18 protein-coding genes are annotated in these 18267 nt (G+C 59.9%); 14 read left to right on the top strand and 4 right to left on the bottom strand.

All coding sequences use genetic code 11. From position 1 onward, the window contains the following. Positions 1 to 55: 55 nt before the first annotated feature. The 7 genes from I2G20_RS02565 (at position 56) to I2G20_RS02535 (ending at position 6884) form a co-directional block, all read left to right on the top strand. Positions 56 to 907 (top strand): MurR/RpiR family transcriptional regulator, encoded by an 852-nt coding sequence (locus I2G20_RS02565; RefSeq protein ID WP_196258099.1) that lies wholly within the window; start codon positions 56 to 58, stop codon positions 905 to 907. A gap of 138 nt (positions 908 to 1045) precedes the next feature. After that, a complete protein-coding gene (locus I2G20_RS02560) occupies positions 1046 to 2122 on the top strand; it encodes an ABC transporter ATP-binding protein (RefSeq protein ID WP_196258098.1) in 1077 nt (358 codons plus the stop codon). Between the two features lie 52 nt (positions 2123 to 2174). After that, positions 2175 to 3416: an extracellular solute-binding protein gene (locus tag I2G20_RS02555; RefSeq protein ID WP_196258097.1), complete on the top strand. Its 1242-nt coding sequence runs from the start codon at positions 2175 to 2177 to the stop codon at positions 3414 to 3416. Between the two features lie 75 nt (positions 3417 to 3491). Then, positions 3492 to 4412, top strand: coding sequence for a carbohydrate ABC transporter permease (locus tag I2G20_RS02550; protein ID WP_196258096.1), 921 nt, complete (start codon positions 3492 to 3494; stop codon positions 4410 to 4412). Next, positions 4409 to 5275, top strand: a complete 867-nt coding sequence (locus I2G20_RS02545; RefSeq protein WP_343070293.1) for a carbohydrate ABC transporter permease — start codon at positions 4409 to 4411, stop codon at positions 5273 to 5275. Before I2G20_RS02550 ends, I2G20_RS02545 begins: the two co-directional genes overlap by 4 nt. Continuing rightward, positions 5272 to 5937 (top strand): putative N-acetylmannosamine-6-phosphate 2-epimerase, encoded by a 666-nt coding sequence (locus I2G20_RS02540; protein WP_196258095.1) that lies wholly within the window; start codon positions 5272 to 5274, stop codon positions 5935 to 5937. Before I2G20_RS02545 ends, I2G20_RS02540 begins: the two co-directional genes overlap by 4 nt. Then, on the top strand, positions 5934 to 6884 hold the full coding sequence (locus tag I2G20_RS02535) for an N-acetylglucosamine kinase (RefSeq protein WP_196258094.1): 951 nt from the start codon (positions 5934 to 5936) through the stop codon (positions 6882 to 6884). Before I2G20_RS02540 ends, I2G20_RS02535 begins: the two co-directional genes overlap by 4 nt. A 33-nt stretch (positions 6885 to 6917) precedes the next feature. Here I2G20_RS02535 and I2G20_RS02530 read toward each other — a convergent pair whose 3' ends face one another. Continuing rightward, positions 6918 to 7952, bottom strand: a complete 1035-nt coding sequence (locus I2G20_RS02530; RefSeq protein ID WP_196258093.1) for a LacI family DNA-binding transcriptional regulator — start codon at positions 7950 to 7952, stop codon at positions 6918 to 6920. A gap of 172 nt (positions 7953 to 8124) precedes the next feature. Between I2G20_RS02530 and I2G20_RS02525 the strand changes: the two genes are divergently transcribed. The 7 genes from I2G20_RS02525 (at position 8125) to I2G20_RS02495 (ending at position 15301) form a co-directional block, all read left to right on the top strand. Further along, complete coding sequence (locus tag I2G20_RS02525; RefSeq protein ID WP_196258092.1) at positions 8125 to 9165, top strand: Gfo/Idh/MocA family oxidoreductase; 1041 nt, start codon at positions 8125 to 8127, stop codon at positions 9163 to 9165. A 3-nt stretch (positions 9166 to 9168) separates the two neighbouring features. After that, complete coding sequence (locus I2G20_RS02520) at positions 9169 to 10071, top strand: TIM barrel protein (RefSeq protein ID WP_196258091.1); 903 nt, start codon at positions 9169 to 9171, stop codon at positions 10069 to 10071. Between the two features lie 69 nt (positions 10072 to 10140). After that, positions 10141 to 11370, top strand: a complete 1230-nt coding sequence (locus I2G20_RS02515; RefSeq protein WP_196258090.1) for an ABC transporter substrate-binding protein — start codon at positions 10141 to 10143, stop codon at positions 11368 to 11370. Positions 11371 to 11488: 118 nt separating this feature from the next. Then, the gene (locus I2G20_RS02510; RefSeq protein ID WP_196258089.1) at positions 11489 to 12391 is read left to right on the top strand and encodes a carbohydrate ABC transporter permease; all 903 of its coding nucleotides are present in this window, start codon (positions 11489 to 11491) and stop codon (positions 12389 to 12391) included. Between the two features lie 4 nt (positions 12392 to 12395). Further along, positions 12396 to 13223, top strand: a complete 828-nt coding sequence (locus I2G20_RS02505) for a carbohydrate ABC transporter permease (protein WP_196258088.1) — start codon at positions 12396 to 12398, stop codon at positions 13221 to 13223. Beyond that, the gene (locus I2G20_RS02500; RefSeq protein ID WP_196258087.1) at positions 13220 to 14299 is read left to right on the top strand and encodes an ABC transporter ATP-binding protein; all 1080 of its coding nucleotides are present in this window, start codon (positions 13220 to 13222) and stop codon (positions 14297 to 14299) included. The genes I2G20_RS02505 and I2G20_RS02500 overlap by 4 nt, the downstream gene beginning before the upstream one ends. A gap of 96 nt (positions 14300 to 14395) precedes the next feature. Beyond that, positions 14396 to 15301, top strand: coding sequence for a GntR family transcriptional regulator (locus I2G20_RS02495; protein WP_196258086.1), 906 nt, complete (start codon positions 14396 to 14398; stop codon positions 15299 to 15301). 87 nt (positions 15302 to 15388) lie between these two features. Here the strand turns inward: I2G20_RS02495 and I2G20_RS02490 are convergent, their stop codons facing one another. The 3 genes from I2G20_RS02490 to I2G20_RS02480 form a co-directional block, all read right to left on the bottom strand. Further along, positions 15389 to 16303, bottom strand: a complete 915-nt coding sequence (locus tag I2G20_RS02490; protein WP_196258085.1) for a sugar ABC transporter substrate-binding protein — start codon at positions 16301 to 16303, stop codon at positions 15389 to 15391. 77 nt (positions 16304 to 16380) lie between these two features. Continuing rightward, positions 16381 to 17139 carry an ATP-binding cassette domain-containing protein gene (locus tag I2G20_RS02485; RefSeq protein WP_196258084.1) on the bottom strand — a complete coding sequence of 253 codons (759 nt, stop codon included), beginning with the start codon at positions 17137 to 17139 and terminating at the stop codon, positions 16381 to 16383. Then, positions 17136 to 18071, bottom strand: a complete 936-nt coding sequence (locus I2G20_RS02480; protein ID WP_425502605.1) for an ABC transporter permease — start codon at positions 18069 to 18071, stop codon at positions 17136 to 17138. The genes I2G20_RS02485 and I2G20_RS02480 overlap by 4 nt, the downstream gene beginning before the upstream one ends. Positions 18072 to 18267: the final 196 nt, after the last annotated feature.

Here is an 18267-nt window from a genome sequence, read left to right as displayed (position 1 = left end):
TTGCAATCGGGCGCTCATCGGCAATAGTCCGACGTCCCCTGTCGCGGAAGCAAGCATGTCCATCCTGAAAGTTCTCAGCGCCAAGCTCGAATCCATGACCCAGGCTGATCGACAGATCGCCCAATTCATCATCGACTACCCAGAGCGGATGCTGACCCTGTCTTCGGCGGCGCTGGCGGAGGTGACGGGCCGCAGCCAGTCGAGCGTCGTCAAGTTTAGCCAGAAGATGGGCTATGGGGGCTACCAGCAACTCAAGCTTGCGGTCAGCAAGGCCAAGGCATTGGAATGGCAAGCGCCGGGGGGCATCATTCATGGAACGATCGAGGCCAGCGATTCCTATGTAACGATCCTGCAAAAACTCATCGGCAGCAAATTGCTTTCGATGCGCGAGACGCTGGCGGCGAACAACGAGAGCACCATCGATGCTGCGCTCGATGCCCTCGTGAATGCGCGAAAAGTGCAGCTTGCTGGGGTCGGCGCCTCTTCACTAGTGGCCAAGGATTTTTCCTACAAGCTCCTCAAGCTCGGCCGCATGGTGCTGATCGATAGCGACAGTCATATCCAGATTTCGAATGCATCCGGGCTTAATGAAGCGGATGTGCTGGTGGCGCTTTCCCATTCGGGCAGGAGTCTTGAAACATTGCGCATTGTCGAGATTGCGAGGCAGCGTGGCGCCAAGGTTATTTCGATGACGGGACTGCAGCCCAATCCGCTGCTCGATCTGGCCGATATCCACCTTTTCACGGTGGCCGACGAGGAGCGGGTGCGTTCCTCAGCCATTACCTCGCGCGACGCGCAATTGATGCTCATGGACATGCTGTTCATCCAGCTCATCCGCCGGCAGGCTGATGCGCACGATTATATCCATAACAGCGAAAGCGCCGTAACGGTGCTCAAGTCGCGTTAGGCGAAGGCGCCTTTGTCCATTACCTGTCCCCAGGAATCTGGGCGCAAGGCCGATTGTAATCATTAATTCTTGACAGAAGAATTTTTAGGAATTTAGTATTCCTGTGTCGACTGGGCGTGAGGGGCCTTTTCGGCCGTTATGGAGGGCGCCTTGGCTCAGTTGTTGCTTCGCGGCATCAAGAAACGCTTCAAGACCACCGAAGTGCTGCACGGGATCGATCTGGAGATCGGTGACCGCGAGTTCGTCGTTTTCGTCGGCCCGTCGGGTTGTGGCAAATCCACCCTGTTGCGGCTGATTGCGGGGCTCGATCCGATTTCCGACGGGCAGTTTTTCCTCAACGGCAAGCTGATGAACGATGTGGCGCCGTCTCGCCGCGGCATCGCGATGGTCTTCCAGTCCTACGCGCTTTATCCCCATATGGACGTCTATGAGAACATGGCGTTCGGTGCGCGTCTCATGGGGCTGGACAAGGCGGAAGTAGAGCGGCGGATCGCCGAGGCTGTGCGCATGTTGCGGCTAGGTGAACTGCTCAAGCGTCGCCCTCGCGAGTTGTCCGGCGGCCAACGTCAACGTGTGGCCATCGGGCGGGCGCTGGTACGCAAGCCGGATGTGTTCCTTCTCGACGAGCCGCTTTCCAATCTCGATGCGGCCTTGCGTTCGGACGTGCGGCTGGAGATCGCCCGCCTGCACCGCGAGATCGGTGGGACAATGATCTATGTGACCCACGATCAGGTCGAGGCGATGACTCTGGCCGACAAGATCGTCGTGATGAACGAGGGCCGGATCGAGCAGGTCGGTTCGCCCCGTGCACTTTACGAAACGCCGGCCAATACCTTCGTGGGCACCTTTATAGGATCGCCACGCATGAGCCTTGTCACTGTCACGCGCGAGGGGACGCGTCTGGGTATCGCCGATGGCGGCTCTCTGCCGATTGATACCAAGCTCGATGCGAGAGCGCTCAAGCTCGGCATGCGCCCCGATGCAGTGTCCCTGCATCGGGGGCAGGGCGGCGAAGGTTTCCATGCGCAGGTCGTCTATACCGAATATCTGGGCGACAATGCTTATGTCTACGTGCGCCTCGCCGACGGCACACTCTTGTCCGCGCGTACCGCTCCCAATGACGATTTCGCTCCCGACGAGAGGGTCAGTGTGACTCTCGCGCCGGGTACCGCGCATTTCTTTTCCGCCGAGGATGGCCGGCGGCTGGTGCCATGAGGCTCCGGGAGAAGACCATGCCAAGACACCTTGCAAGGAGAGGGAACACAGAATGAAAGCCAATCTTATCCGCACTGGCGCGGCCCTGGCGGCCGTGCTCGTGGCCGCTCCGGCGTTCACGCAGGACCTCACTTTCTGGAGCTGGCGCCAGGAGGACCGCGCGGCCTATCAGCAATTCATAGAGACGTTCGAAGCCGCAAATCCCGGCATTACCGTCAAGTTCGAGACCTTTGAGGCTGCCAATTACAACACAATCCTGTCCACCGCTCTCGCCGGTGGCACCGGGCCGGATGTGATGATGGTCCGCGCCTATGGCGGGCTCGAAAACGTTGCCGCGGCCGGCTATCTCGAGCCTCTTTCGACCGACACGGTTCCGGCGCTGGCCGACTTTGCAGCACCTGCACTGGCAGCCGAGAGCATGCGTTCGGACGGGGTGATCTATGCCGTGCCGTTCGCCAGCCAGACCCAGCTCGTCATCTACAACAAGGCGATCTTTGATGCCCATGGCCTTGAGGAACCGCAGACATGGGCAGAGCTCGAAGCGTTGAGCCAGACGCTCAAGGACGCTGGCATCATGGCTTTCGCCAACGGTACGGCGACAGCATGGCAGAACGAGACCGTTACGTTCGGCCTCGGGTCGTCGCTCATGGGCAAGGATTTCTATAACGACCTGATGGCCGGGGAGACCGACTTTACCGATGAGCGCTTCACCAATGCTCTGGCCGCAGTCAACGATCTCGCCCAGGAATACTTTCCCGAAGGCTTCATCGGCCTGGACTATCCTTCTGCCCAACAGCTCTTTTCCTCGGAAATGGCCGCAATGTTCATCGGCGGCTCTTACGAGTTGGCCAACTTCAGGTCCCAGAACCCCGGTATTGAGCTCGGTGTTTTTGCCGCTCCGGGCCTGGCAGCCGACGACGAAAAGCTGGTTGGCCTTTATTTCGACGGCGGCTATGCGGCCAATGCTGCGGGTACCCATAAGGAAGCGTCGATCACGTTCCTCAATTATCTGGCCAGCCATGAGTTCGGCCAAGCGTTTGCCAACACGTTGAGCAACATCTCGACGGTTCCCGGGGTCACCTTTGAAAACCCCCTGCTTGCCGAGGTCAATGAACTCAACCAGAGTTCTATTCCCTATCTGATGCTGGCACATTTCCGCTATGGCGAGCCTTCCGGTTCGGTGCTGATCCAGGGTGAAATGCAGAAGCTGTTCGCGGGCGAGACCACGCCGGAGGCCATCGGCGAAGTCCTGACCACCGGACTTGCCGCCTGGTACGAGCCTTTCCAGAACTGATACTCTCTGGCCTTCTATCCCTTCCCGCACGCGGGGAGGGACGTCTCTCCCGCACTCAAGCGCTAAGCGGTACCCATGCCAAAGCTCAGGATGACCGGACGGGGCCTCTGGATCACGGTGCTCGTGGTGCCGCCGCTGGCTTTTGTTGCCTTGTTTATCGTCTACCCGATCCTCTCGGCTTTTGCCTACGCCTTCTTTGACTGGCAGGGTCTGCGCCGTCTCGACTTCATCGGGCTGGAGAATTTCCACACTGTTCTCTTTGTCGAACCTTATCGGAGCTGGACGCTCAACGCCTTCCGTAACAACGTCATCGTCTTTTTCGCGCTGATGGTGTTGCAGAACGGGCTGGGATTTATCCTGGCCTACGCGCTCTGGCGCGAGCTGCCGGGCGCACGCTTCCATCGTGTCGCGGTTTTCCTGCCGGTGGTGCTCTCCACCATCATCGTCGCCTATCTTTTCAAGCTTTTCTACCACCCGCTGTTCGGGGTGGTGAATATCAGTTTGAGGAGTATCGGGCTCGGTTGGCTGGCGCAGCCATGGCTGGGGCAAAGCTCGACGGCGCTCTGGTCCCTGATCATCGCGCAGGCCTGGCACATGGTGGGTTTCCCCACGCTGGTTTTCCTTGCCGGCATGCAGCGCATTCCCGGGGAGATTCTGGATGCGGTGCGCATGGAGACGGAAAGCGAATGGGTGAAGATCACAAAGATTGTCTGGCCGCTGGTCGCGCCCAGCGCCACAATCGTCTTCACTCTGCTTTTCGTGGGAGCATTCAACTGGTTCGAGTTGCCCTACATCATGGCGGGGCTTGATGGCTCGCCCTTCGGCTCGACCGACGTTCTCGGGCTCTATTTCTACCGTACGGCTTTCGGCAACGTGTCGGCGGGTCAGCAGGATTTCGGCCTCGGCAGTGCGCTTGCGGTCCTGATCTTCATCTTTATTGCCGCCATTGCGACGGTGATCACATTGCGGCTACGGGCGCGGGAGATCCAGCTGTGAGCGCGGTGGCAGAGTCCAACTACTATGAGCGCCGGGGCCTGCTCGGAGCGTTGGGGCGCGACGGGCTGCTCCAGATCATTCTTATCGCCAATACGATCATCATGCTGGCGCCCATCGTCATCATGGTGTTCTCGGCGTTCAAGTCCACGTCGCAGATATTCCAATCGCCGTTCTCCATTCCCGATTTCACGCAAGTCGGGAATTTCGTGAAAATCTGGACTGAGACCAACTTCGTACGGTACCTGCTCAATTCCTTTGTGGTCACCGGCGCGTCGATGGCGCTGATCCTGACCTTGGGTACAATGGCGGCCTACGCGATTGGGCGCTATCGGTTCACCGGATCGGCGTTCATACTCATGTTCTTCCTGGCGGGACTGACGCTTCCCTTGAAGCTGGCCATCATCCCGCTTTTCATGCTTATGCGCGACCTCTCCATTCTCAACAATCAGCTCAGCCTGATCTTCGTCTATACGGCGATGGGATTGCCCACGACAGTCTTCATCATGACCGGCTTCATTCGCACCCTGCCCAGCGAATTGGAGGATGCGGCGCGAATGGATGGGGCAAGCGAGGCCCGGATCATGTGGTCGATCATGCTGCCCCTGGTGCGCCCGGCCATGGTTATCGCGGGTATCCAGAACGTCGTACCGATCTGGAATGACTTTTTCTTCCCGCTGGTCTTTATCCAGAACGATAATCTCAAGACCCTGCCGCAGGGCCTCACAACCTTCATGGGCGAATATACGACCGATTGGGGCGTTCTGTTCTCTGGCCTGACCCTCTCGGCGGCACCTATCATCATTATCTATATCATCCTCTCCAAGCAGTTCATCGCCGGAATGACCTCGGGTGCGGTGAAGTGAGGCTTGGAAAAGGGCTCGTCGTTTCCTGCCAGGCCCGTCCTGACAATCCACTGCACGGGCCGCAGTTCATGGGCGCCATGGCGCGCGCGGCGCGAGATGGCGGGGCGGTGGGCATCCGCGCAAATGGTCCCGATGACATTGCTGCAGTGAAATTGGCGGGATTGCCGGTTATCGGCATTCATAAGGTGTTTTCCGCAGATTATGAGGTTTACATCACCCCCGATTTCTCTGCTGCCCAGGCGATCGTTTCGGCGGGTGCCGAGATCGTGGCACTGGACTGCACGCCACGTCGTCGCGCCGGTGAGGTGCCTGAGTTGCTCGTGCGCCGCATCATTGAAGAACTTGGCGCCGAGGTCTTTGCCGATATCGCTACGCTCGACGAGGGTTTGGCGGCGGCCGACTGGGGTGCAACCTACGTTGCGACCACCCTGTCGGGCTATACCGAAGACACACAGTCCAGGCCGGAAACGCCGGACCTCGATCTCGTCGAATCGCTCGCGTCGCGCTTGTCGATTCCGGTTGTGGCCGAAGGTCGGTACACTTCTCCTCTACTCGTTCGCCAAGCCTTCGAGGCCGGCGCCCATGCCGTTGTTGTAGGGACTATGATTACCAACCCCCGCGAAATCACTCGTTCGTTCGTGCGCAACGGGGTGCCGTCATGACACGTCCGGCTCATCTGGGTATCGATGTTGGCGGTACGGCCAGCCGCTGGGTTGTCTGCGACGCGACGGGTGCGGTTGTTGCCCGCGGCGAAGCGGACGGTGCCACCGGTCATCTTTTCAATCCGGCGGAGAAGGAGCGTCTCTCTACGGCTCTGCGAACGATCGCCCGGTCCCTCGAACCGGCGGGGCTGAATGTTGCGAGCCTTGCAGCCGGCATTACGGGCTATGGATCCGCCGTTGGTGATGAATTGAAGGTTCTAGCCGGGGACATCTTCGATGTACCGTCCAATGCCATCATGCTGATGGACGATATCGTTCTCGCCTACGCTGCAAATTTTACGCCGGGCGAGGGGCATCTGATTTCCGCCGGTACCGGTTCTATCGGAGTCCATATCGGAGCGACGGGTCAGATTGTGCGGGTCGGTGGGCGCGGAATCCTCATTGACGATGCTGGCTCGGGCAGCTGGATCGCATTGAGGGCGCTCGATTGCATCTACAGGAGCCTCGATCATCAAGGTTCGTTCGCATCGGTTGAAATACTGGCGCGGAAACTGTTCGGGCAAGTTGGCGGAGACAATTGGAGCGACGTTCGCCAGTTCGTTTATTCGGGCGACCGGGGGCGTATTGGAGGGCTCGCCGTCGCAGTGGCCGCTGCTGCCGATGAGGGTGACCAAGCGGCACTTGCGATTTTGCGGGATGCGGGTGCCGAACTGGCGCAACTCGCAAAGGCGTTAATGGCGCGTGCAGGGGAGGCGCCTGTCCGGTTCGTCGGTGGTGTGTTGCGGTTACACCCAGTGATCCTCGAAGAAGTCAGACGGAATCTTTTCGACAAGGATGTTCGGCGGTCCGATACCGATGCGGCGCTCGCCGCCGCGCGACTGCAGGCTGGGAACACTCCCGCCTGGGCTCCTCTGCTGTCGGCGGGGCTCTCGATAGCACACGGCTAGACCATTGCGCCGTCTGCCAATCTGTCGGCGCAGCTAGTCGGCGGCCGGCGCGTCGCTGTCACCTTCGACCAGAACATGCGGCCAGATGCGACGGACGACCCCAAGGGGATAGGTCTTTTCATATGTGGGCATGGTCGCGAGCAAGGCTTCGGCGAGCGAGACTCCGAGGCCGTGCAAGTCCATTGCATAAGAGGTGAGGGCCGGTGTCAGGAATCTGGCCTGAGGGCTTTCGCGGAAGCCGATGACGGCAATATCCTTACCGGGCGTCAGGCCGGCATCGCCCAAACCCCGATAGAAGCCGATCGCAGTCTTTTCATTGACGAGGATCATGGCTGTCGGACGGTCTTCCATCCCGGCAATCGTTTGCGCCATCACGTAGCCTCCGGCTTCGTTCGGAGGGCAGCGCAGCAAATAGTCTTCTGGCAACCGGAGGCCATGATCGGCCAAGGCAGTTCGAGCGGCTTCAATGAAGACGTGACCCAGATTGATATCGTCCGCCGGGGCGGCAAGGGCAATTTTCTTGTGCCTTCTCGCCGTGAGGCGGGCAATCGCCGATCGGGCGAAGCCCTCGAAGTCGAGATCATACCAAGGGTGGCCAGCGTCTGAGAGGGACCGGCCTAGCGCAATAAACGGGATTCCCCGCTTGGCGAGAAAGTCGATCCGCGGGTCCTTGCGTCGCGTTGCGGAGATGATCAGTGCATCTGCGAATCCGCGGGCCACGGTGCGCCGAAGATAGGCGTCCGGATCCTCGCGTGAGGAACACAGCAGCACGACGAGATCCAGTCCGTGCCGGATGAGGACCGATTGCACGCCATCGAACACGCTCATGAAGAACGTGTCGCCGTCGCCGGTGATTTCGGAACCGGTTTGCATCATGAAGCCGACCACGCCTGTAGCGCCCTTGCGCAATGAGCGGCCGGCCTGGTTGGGGGCATATCCAAGGGCGGCAGCGGCATCGAGGACCCGCTGGCGGGTTTCTGGGTTAACGTCCGGCCGGTTATTGAGCGCGCGCGAAACGGTCCCGATGGAAATATCGAGATGCTCCGCAAGTCGCTTGATACCCACCATCCAGATTTCCCCTCCGCAGGTTTCCGGCTCGTATCACACGGGACAGGAAACATTTTTCCGTAATCGTTTACGGAATCGTCTTGACACAGATTATCGGCCGGCGCTACTCTCGTAAACGTTTACGGGATCGCGTGCGGTAATGCACCGCAAAGACGATCTGGGAGGATTTCAGGTGACATATACGGCTGTTTTGGCCGGGTGCGGAGCTATGTCGAAGGGCTGGCTCGAAGCGATCAAACGCGTGCCCGCGCTGAGCGAAAAAATCAAGGTTGTGGGACTCGTGGACCTCGATGCTGAACTGGCGGCGACACGCGCCGCCGAAGCAGGGCTGAGCGCTGCGACCGGCAACGATCTCGAGGCGATGCTCTCGGCAACCAAGGCCGACCTTCTGTTTGACGTCGTGCCCCCCTCGGCACGCAAAGACGTGGTATTGAGCGGCCTCGCTCACGGATGTCACGTGCTGAGCGAGAAGCCCATGGCGGTCTCGTTGAGAGACGCGGACGAGCTCATTGCAGCTGCGCGCGCCGCCGGCCGCGTGCACGCCATCGTTCAGAACCGCAGATACATTGAAGGTGTGCGTCGGATCAGGGCGTTCCTTGAGTCCGGAGCGATCGGCACGTTGACTTCGCTTCATTGCGACTTCTTCCTGGCGCCGCACTTTGGCGGATTCCGCGACGAGATGGAGCATGTGCTCTTGCTCGACATGGCCATACACACCTTCGATGCGGCAAGGTTCATGGCGGGACGGGTGCCGCTGGCCGTCTATGCGCAGGAGAGCAATCCCGCCGGTTCCTGGTACGCGCAAGGGGCTTCGGCCAACGCGATTTTCGAGTTTTCCGATGGTGTGATTTTCAACTATCGCGGCTCGTGGGCTGCCGAAGGGGCGCCGACGAGTTGGGAGGGCAACTGGCGGTTTATCGGTACCAACGGGACTTTGCTTTGGGACGGCGCCGAGCAGTTTACCGCTCACGTGGTCGATGGCGAAGGCAAGTTTCTCAGCGATCTGCGGCCAATCGAGGTGCCACCATCGGCCGACGAGAGCCAGACGCATGGCCATGCCAGCGTGATTGCGGAGTTTCTCGTGGCCATCGAGAACGGCACGCAGCCGGAAACGGTGGGGACGGACAACATCAAAAGCCTCGGCATGGTCCTTGCGGCCATCGAGAGCGCTACGACCCAGGCTCGGGTCGAAATCAACCATCAGGGAGCATAAGACGTGAGCGATCCAGCGAAATCGATCCGCATCGGAACGATGGTCAAGGGCAATGGTGGGAATGCCGCTGCCTCCATTGGCAAGCTCGCCGAACTGGGCTTCGAGAGTTTTGAGCCATATTTCTGGCAGAGCACGGAGGGGCAGGACCTTGCCGAACTGGGCAAGCGCTGCCGCGAGGCCATCGGGGATCGCGACATCACGATCTCGACGCTGGGCATGTTCGGTAACCCGCTGGAGGACAAGCCGCTCGATCTCGAAACGCTCGAAGGCTGGAAGCAGTGCATCGATAATGCGCATCATTTCGGTGCGACATGCGTTGCGGGTTTTACAGGTCGGGTCCGCGGCAAGCCGCTTGAGGAAAGCCTCGCGCGCTACCGGGAAGTCTGGTCCGAGCTGGCGCGACGGGCAGCCGACAAGGGCGTGAAAATCGCCTTCGAGAACTGCGCAATGGACGGGAACTGGCAGTCCGGTGACTGGAATATCGCCCATAACCCCGACGCCTGGGAGCTGATTTTCAACGAGACGCCGGACGAGCATATCGGGCTCGAATGGGAGCCCTGCCATCAGATGGTATATCTCATCGATCCGCTGCCTCAGATCCGCAAGTGGGCGCATAAGATTTTCCACGTGCACGGCAAGGACGCGACGATCCGGTGGGATGTCATCCGTGAACACGGCATCTTTGGCAAACATCCTTTCGTTTTCATGCGCTCGCCAGGCTTCGGGGACTCCAACTGGACCGACATCATCTCCGAACTCCGGCTGGCCGGTTGGTCAGGGTCGATCGACATCGAAGGCTGGCATGACCCGGTTTACCGCGATGCGCTCGAGATGACCGGACAGGTCCATGCGCTCAATTACCTGAAATCTTGCCGGGGCGGGACATTCGTTCCCGACCCCGTCTAGAGGCGTGATGCCGGGAAGGGAGCCCGGCTGACGCACGACACCAACCCAAGACCCAAAGAGGAGGATGACATGGGAATGGTACGGGGATTACTGGGAGCGGCGGCGCTTGCCGTTGGCTCAGCACTGATGGCCAGTACGGCGTTGGCCCAGACGACGATCACTGTGTGGTCGCTCGATGACGAAAATCAGCCGGCGCTCAATCTGGCGCGTGAATTTTCCGAAATGGATAACGGCATTACCGTCGTCTACCGCGAAATCCAGTTCGATGACGTGGTGAGCGAGTCCATGCGTGCGTTCGCTACCGGCCAGGCTCCGGATATCATCGCCGTGGACAATCCCGAGCATGCGCTTTTTGCTGCGCGCGGCGCTTTTCTCGATATTACCGACATGGTCGCCGAGTCGGATGTGATCGATCCGGACAGCTATTTCCCCGGCCCGCTCGCTTCGGTGATGTGGGAGGGGCGCCTGTTCGGTGTGCCCAAGGCGACCAACACGATCGCACTTTACTACAACAAGGACCTCTTCCGTGCCGCCGGACTCGATCCGGACAGCCCGCCTGAGACGTGGGATGAACTCGTCGAGACCGCCCGCACCCTCAACGATCCGGCCAACAACGTCTATGGACTTGCGTTCTCGGCGCGGGCCAACGAGGAAGGCACTTTCCAGTTTCTCCCCTGGGCGCAAATGGCTGGCGGCGGCTACGATAACCTCAACGCTCCCGGCGTCGTCGAAGCACTCGAGCTCTGGAAGACTATACTCGATGAACGTCTGGCATCGCCCGACACGCTGACGCGTGGGCAATGGGACTCGACGGGTACGTTCAACTCGGGCAATGCCGCAATGGTGATTTCAGGGCCCTGGGAACTTAACCGCATGCTTGCCGAGGCCCAGTTCGACTGGGGTGTGGCGCTGCTGCCCGTCCCTCATGAAGGGGCCGAACGGTCATCAGCTATGGGTGACTTCAACTGGGCTATCTTTGCCACGTCCAAACACCCCGAAGAAGCATTCCAGGCGCTCGAATACTTCGCGAGCCAGGACCCCCGGTTGTTTCCCGAATGGGGCCAGCTGCCGGCGCGTGCCGATGTGGACCTGCCTGAGACCGGCGATGCGCTCAAGGACGCCGCCCTCAAGGTTTTCCTTGAACAGCTCCAGTACGCCCAGCCGCGTGGACCTCATCCGGAATGGCCGCAGATTTCGCGTGCCATCCAGACGGCGATCCAGTCCGCGCTGACTGGACAGATGTCGGCCCAGGCGGCGCTCGATCAGGCTCAGGCCACGGTTGATGGCATTTTGAACTGAACGCCTTGAGCGTTCCGGAGCTTCCTGCTCATCGTGTTGGGGCAGGAGGTCCTCCCCAGGGCCCGGACAGGGGGTATTCCCCCTGTCCGATCGGGGATCGTCAGCCGGAGGTTGTGAAATGAAGCGCATCATATCGGGTTTGTGGGATGGAAAGGGCTTCGACATCGCTCTGGTCGTCGTAGCGCTCGGCTTTCTGATGATTTTCGCCGGGCTGCCGCTCATTTACAACGTGGTGATGAGTTTCCAGAAGGTCGACATTTTCAGTCTGGGCACCTTCGCCCGTCCATTTGCCGGGTTCGACAACTACCGCGCCATTTTTGCGGATCCGATTTTCGTGCCGGTGATGAAAAACACCGTGATCTTCATTGTGGCCTCCATCGTCGGGCAGTTCATCATCGGGTTTTCGCTGGCGTTGTTCTTTACCCTCGATTTTCCGGGTTCGGGCTATCTGCGCGGGTTGTTCCTCGTCTCGTGGGTCATGCCGGGTCTCGTCGTCGGGGCCATCTGGAACTGGATTTTTGCCGGCGATTTTGGCGTACTCAATTTCGCATTGCGTGAACTCGGCCTGATCGGTGGGAACATCTTCTGGCGCTCGGACACCAATTTTTCGCTCTGGGCGGTCATCATCGCCAATATCTGGCTTGGCACGTCCTTCAACATGATCCTTTTGTCGGTGGGGCTCGCTTCGATACCGCGCGATCTCTACGAGGCAGCCGAACTCGATGGCGCCAACGCGCTCCAGCGGTTCTGGACCATTACCCTGCCCATGATGCGCGCAACCATTGGTGCGATCATTGCACTGGGATTGATCTTCACGCTTCAGCAGTTCGATCTCTTTGCGGCAATCACCTCGGGTGGTCCGGCCAATTCCTCCAACGTCGCGCAATACTGGGCCTGGGAGCTTTCGTTCCGTGAATACGATTTCGCGAGGGGAGCAACCATTTCGGTGCTCATGATCGTGCTCGTCATGATTGCCTCGGTCGTCTACGTGCGCTCGACGCGCTACGAAGTGCGGGGCTAGGGCCATGACACTCGAATGGCGCAACCGCGTTCTCGTCGTTATCGCCCTAGGGCTTGCAGCGCTTTACCTCTTCCCGCTCTACTGGATGTATGTGACGAGCCTCAAGACCGGTTCGGATATCTTTGCGACACCCCCGGATTTCCTTCCGCGCGATGCGAAGTGGGGTAACTACGGCTATGTGTGGACCTCGCGTGGGATGGCGAGCTACATGTGGAATTCCATCGTGATCGCGAGCGGGACGACCGCGCTGACTGCGCTTCTTGGCACGGGCTGCGCCTATGTGCTGGCGCGGTACCGGAATGGCTGGATCGACGTTGCCTTGTTCCTGGTCCTGATGCTGCAGGTGCTGCCGGCCTCGCTGATGATCACGCCTATCTTCGTCGGGTTCTCGCAGGTGGGGCTGCTCGACACGCCACGGCTCGCGGTCATTCTGGCGCTGACGGCCAAGACCATGCCGTTCTTTGTCGTCCTGGTTCGCGCAACATTCATGAGCGTGCCCGCCGAACTCGAGGAAGCAGCGCTGGTCGACGGCAATTCGCGGATCGGCGCCTTCTTTTCCATCGCATTGCCGCTGGCCCGCAATGGTATCCTTGTTTCGGCGATCCTCATTTTCATGCAGGCTTTCGGCGAATACGTCTATTCGAAGTCCATCATCCAGTCACCGACCCTGCAGCCAGCGAGCGTGGGCCTCAACTCCTTCATGGGGCCGAACACGTTCGAATGGAACAATATCATGGCCTACGCCGCCATCTACGTAACGCCTATCCTGGCCGTCTTTGTCCTGCTTCAGCGCCGGATCGTGGCCGGACTTACTTCGGGAGCACTGAAATGAGCGACGAGCTCCAGATCGAACTCATCGACGTCGACAAGCACTACGGGGCGTTCCATGCTCTCAAGGCGGTCAATCTCTCGATCCGCAAGGGACAATTCGTTGCGCTGGTCGGACCTTCAGGTTGCGGAAAATCGACGCTTTTGCGTTCACTGGCCGGGCTGGAAACGATCACAGCCGGGACGCTCAAAATTGCAGGCGAGGTGATGAACGCGGTTCCGCCGCGCAAGCGCGACGTGGCCATGGTGTTCCAGTCCTACGCGCTCTATCCGCATATGCGGGTTATCGACAATCTCACCTATTCCATGCGGCTCAAGCGTGCGCCGCGATCGCAATCCGAGGCCGCCGCGAAAGAGGTAGCGGCGACCACAGGACTTGAAAAGCTGCTCGATCGATATCCTCGCGAACTCTCTGGCGGGCAGCGTCAGCGTGTGGCCATGGGGCGGGCGATTATCCGCCATCCCAAGGCATTCTTGTTCGACGAGCCACTGTCAAACCTCGACGCGGCGCTGCGCGTGCATATGCGCAAGGAAATCCGCTCGCTCCACGACCGGCTCGGGGCGACCTCGGTCTATGTCACGCACGACCAGATCGAAGCGATGACGATGGCCGACCATATCGTGGTCATGCGCGACGGGGTAATCGAACAGCAGGGTGCGCCGCTGGAGTTGTATGATCGTCCGAGCACCCGGTTCGTCGGTGGCTTCATCGGATCGCCGGCGATGAATTTCGTGGAAGCGGTTGTCGCCGAGGACCGCCGCACGCTGGTGATCGAGGACCTGGGTAGCGTGCCGCTCCCCGGCGGAATCATGCTTGGGGCGGGAGAGACCGTGACTGCGGGGTTGCGGCCCGAGCATCTCGAGATTTCGGCTGGTGACGGGCCGGGGTTGCATGCGAAAGTCGACTTTGTCGAATTCACCGGGGCGGCGAGCTTTGTCATCACGCGCGGCGCGCCGGGGCTGACCGTCTTCAATGTAGGCCGTACAACGCTCCGGCCTGATGAGGCCGTCCGGCTCACAATCGCAGCAGAAAACGTTCATCTGTTCGACAGGGAGACAGGTCGACGCCTTGGTGCATGAGAGGCTGATCTATATTATAGGCCCATTCGGCGTGGGCTTCATCGCCTGCCGTCGGTTCCTGGCCGGCACCGGACAGAATAGATCAGGCGGGGATGGATGAAATCCGATACCGTTTACAAGCAGACCTTCAATTCGACGATTGCGTGGCTTGCACGGATCGGCGCCGGCAACCCGCTCCCCTCGGAAAATGCGATGTCGGCGGAACTGGGGGTAAGCCGCACTACGGTGCGCAAGGTCATTTCCCGTCTATCCGAGGATGGATTTCTCGACGATTCCGGCCTGCATCGCATCGTTGCGAAAGTTCCGCCACCCGAAGCCCGATTTCCCGAGACCGAGACGCGTTCGGCCGCCGAACAGGTCGAAAGGCAGTTCTTTGAGTGGATATTGCGGGGCGACGCGCGCGCCGGATTTCAGATCAACGAACTCGAGTTGGCGCGCCAGTTCGGCGTCGGCACCAACGGCGTGCGGGAGTTTCTCAACCGTTTCAAGCGGTTCGGTCTTATAGAGAAACGCCCCAATTCCGGCTGGCGGTTCATGGGCTTTACGCGGGAATTCGCCACCGAACTTTTCGATATCCGTGAGCTTTTCGAACTGCGTTCAGCGGTGGCTTTTGCCGCGCTCGCTCCCGAGGATCCGGCATGGGCCGATCTCGACATGATCGAGGCCGAACACAGGCATTTGCTCGCCGATATCGACTGCCGATTTCACGATTTCTCCGATCTTGACAACCGGTTTCACCGCCTCATCAACAGGGCCCAGCCAAACCGCTTCATCGACGATTTCTACGATGTCATCGCCTTCGTGTTTCACTATCACTATCAATGGAACAAGAAAGACGAGCGTCAACGCAACGAAGCGGCGATCCTCGAACACCTCGAATACATCGAAGCGCTCAAGCAGCAGGACCCACGCAAGATCAAATCGGCCTGCCGCAGGCATCTGGCATCGGCTAGGCGTACGCTTTTGCTGGCGACCAATGTCGCCTCCGCATCCGACAAGTAAAAGCTGTCAAGAGTTCCTTGCGGATTACCGCTAACCCGTCCTTGTCGTGAGGACCGGCGCAGTGCGCCGGTCCTCGAAGATAACGGCTTATTGGAACTCTGCGGCGTTCTCCGCAGTCACCAATGCCGCGCCGGAATCGATCAGCGAAGGTACGTCTTCGCCACCGAGCGCGCGGACGAGAGCGTCCACGCCCAGTTCAGCCATCTTATAAGGGAACTGGGCAACTGTAGCGTCCTCGACGCCTTCGGCGATCTTTTCGAGTTCGCCACAGCAGGCGTCGAACCCGACCAGAACGATGGCATCATTGGCAATGCCGGCGTTCTTGATCGCTTGTGCGGCGCCGACGGCCGGAGGCCCGCACGCCGCATAAATGGCCTTGAGGTCCGGATTGGCGGTGAGCAGGTCTTCTGCGACCGACAGGCCAAGTTCCTCGGTGCAGTTGGTCGCATTGCGGCCGACAATCTGAACTTCCAGCCCGTCCAGGCCATCGAGCATGCCGTTTACGCGATCATCCAGCGCAGGAACGCCAGGAACGCCTTCAAGAATGCCGAGCGTGTCACCGGGCTGAAGCACCGATTTGAGGTAGGCGCCGGCGATGGTGCCAGCATTGTAGTTGTCGGTGGTCGCAAGGGCTGTAGCATTTTCCCAGCCTGGGATGCTGTTGTCCATCAGCACCACCTTGACGCCCGCCTCGATGGCGCGGTCAAGAGCGGGCGCTACGGTCGGATCGACGGGCGTTATGGCAATGCCCTGGACGCCTTGGGTGACCATCGATTCAATGAGCGCGATCTGCCCTTCGATGTCGGTGGCGGACTGACCCTGGCCGAAAACAATCTCGACCCCGGGATTTGACGCGGCATAGTCCTTCGCGGCCTGCTCCATGGTCCCGAAAAACGGCACCGGAAACTTGGTTATGAAGCCGAGTTTCACGTCCGCTGCCAATGCAGGGGCTGAGACTATGGCCGCGATGGCCAGCCCCCCCAGCAATTTAAGCAATTTCATATAAAGTCCTCCCTTGTGTCGGCCGTCATCGGACGGCCTCGAATTTGCTGGCGGCGATCCCGGCAGCAAATCTTCTGTCACTCAGCTCCCATGATCATGCTCACCATCTCTTTCTGATTGGAGCGATCGGGTCTGAGTTCGCCGACTTTGTGCCCTTGGCGCAGCACGATTGCGCGGTCGGCAAGATCGACGACGTGTTCCATGTTGTGTGTGATGAGAATTACGGCGTTTCCTTCATCGCGGAGTTGGTCCACGAGATCGAGCACCTTGCGCGATTCCCGCAGGCCAAGCGCTGCAGTGGGTTCGTCCAGAATGACGAGCTTGCGGGCAAAGACAGTGGCGCGCGCTACCGCAATCGCCTGGCGCTGACCGCCGGACATGAGTGCCACCTGCGCGTCGAATTTCGGCAGCTTCACCTTGAGCCGCTCGATGACGGCCGCCGCGTCCTTGTCCATCTGGCGGGTGCGCAGAAACTGGAGTCCTTTCGGAAGCCATGATGGGCCGGCAATTTCCCGGCCACAGAAGAAGTTCTGCGCTGGCGTCAGATTGTCGAACAAGGCGAGATCCTGATAGACGGTCTCGATCCCTGCGCTGCGCGCCGCCGCCGGCGAGTGGAGCGCGACCGGCTGGCCGTCGATGAGAATCTCCCCTTCGTCGATCTCGTGGACGCCGCTGATGCATTTGATGAGCGTCGACTTGCCTGCGCCATTGTCGCCGAGTAGCGCGAGAACCTCATTGCGGTATGCCTTGAGCCCGACACCCTTGAGGGCATGGACCGCGCCGAAGCGCTTGTGGGCGGCGCGGACTTCCAGAACGGGTGGGAGGCTCGCGGTCATTGCACCCTCGCTGCCTGCAGGACACGCATCCGGCCTTCAAGATGGTTGCGCAGGACATCGGATTGCACGGCGAGGACGATGATCACGCCGATGGCGATCAGTTGGTAATAGGCGTTTACGTTAAGGAGGTTGAGTGCGTTACGAATGACGCCGATCATCACCGCTCCAACAAGCGCGTGCCCGATATGACCCCGGCCGCCGAGGAAACTGGCGCCGCCGATGATGACCGCGGCGATGGTATCGAGTTCAAGAAGATTGCCGTAAAGAGGCGACCCCGCCTCGGTGCGCCCCGCAAGCAGTACTGCGCCCACGCCGGCACAGAGACCAGCGATGACATAGGTAGACACGATGACGCCGTTGACCGGAATTCCCATGCGCCGTGCGGCGTCAGGCTGTCCGCCCACGGCATAAATCCAGCGGCCCCAAACCATCGTTTTGGCGACAACGAAGAGCAGCGTAGCAACGCCTGCCACCACAAAGAAGGAATTGGGAATTCCGTAGGTGGTGCCGCCGCCTATAACCGCGATGGTTTCGGGCATCCCCCGCATGGTCGTGTGTCCGATGGACAATTCGAGAGCCAGTCCCCGCGCGATCGAGAGGGTTGCCAGGGTGATGATGAAAGGGTGGGGCAATCGGCCGTAGACGTAGACGAGACCGTTGATCGCTCCGACGGCACCTCCGGCCGCCAGCATGGTCGCCATGACAACGAACGCATTGTCGTTGACCCGGAACATGAGCGCGCCGAGCACGGTGGCCAGCGCAAGGTTTGAGCCGACCGAAAGGTCAATGCCGCGCGTCAGGATCACCAGGTGCTGACCGAGTGCAACCACGGCAATTACCGCCGTCTGAGCCAGAATATTGGACAGGTTCCGGGGGGTGAAGAACATCGGAACGCTCAGCGCCAGGACGCCTATGAGCAACAGCAGGATCACAATTGGCCCGGCGCCCAGCAGGCGAAGCCACAGAGACAACCCCGTTACGGGTTCTTTCCCGGACGCGACCGAGGTTGCAACGCCCGCGTTCCAAGCGAATTTTAATCGCACAAACTTCCTCCCCTTTGGCTCCGGCGCCCGAAAGTGCCAGCACCTTACTTATAAAAAGCAATTGCTAATATTATCGTCAACTCGT

It is taken from the genome of Pelagibacterium limicola (genome assembly GCF_015694405.1).
Lineage (GTDB): Bacteria > Pseudomonadota > Alphaproteobacteria > Rhizobiales > Devosiaceae > Pelagibacterium > Pelagibacterium limicola.
This window is presented reverse-complemented; position numbering and strand designations above follow the sequence as displayed.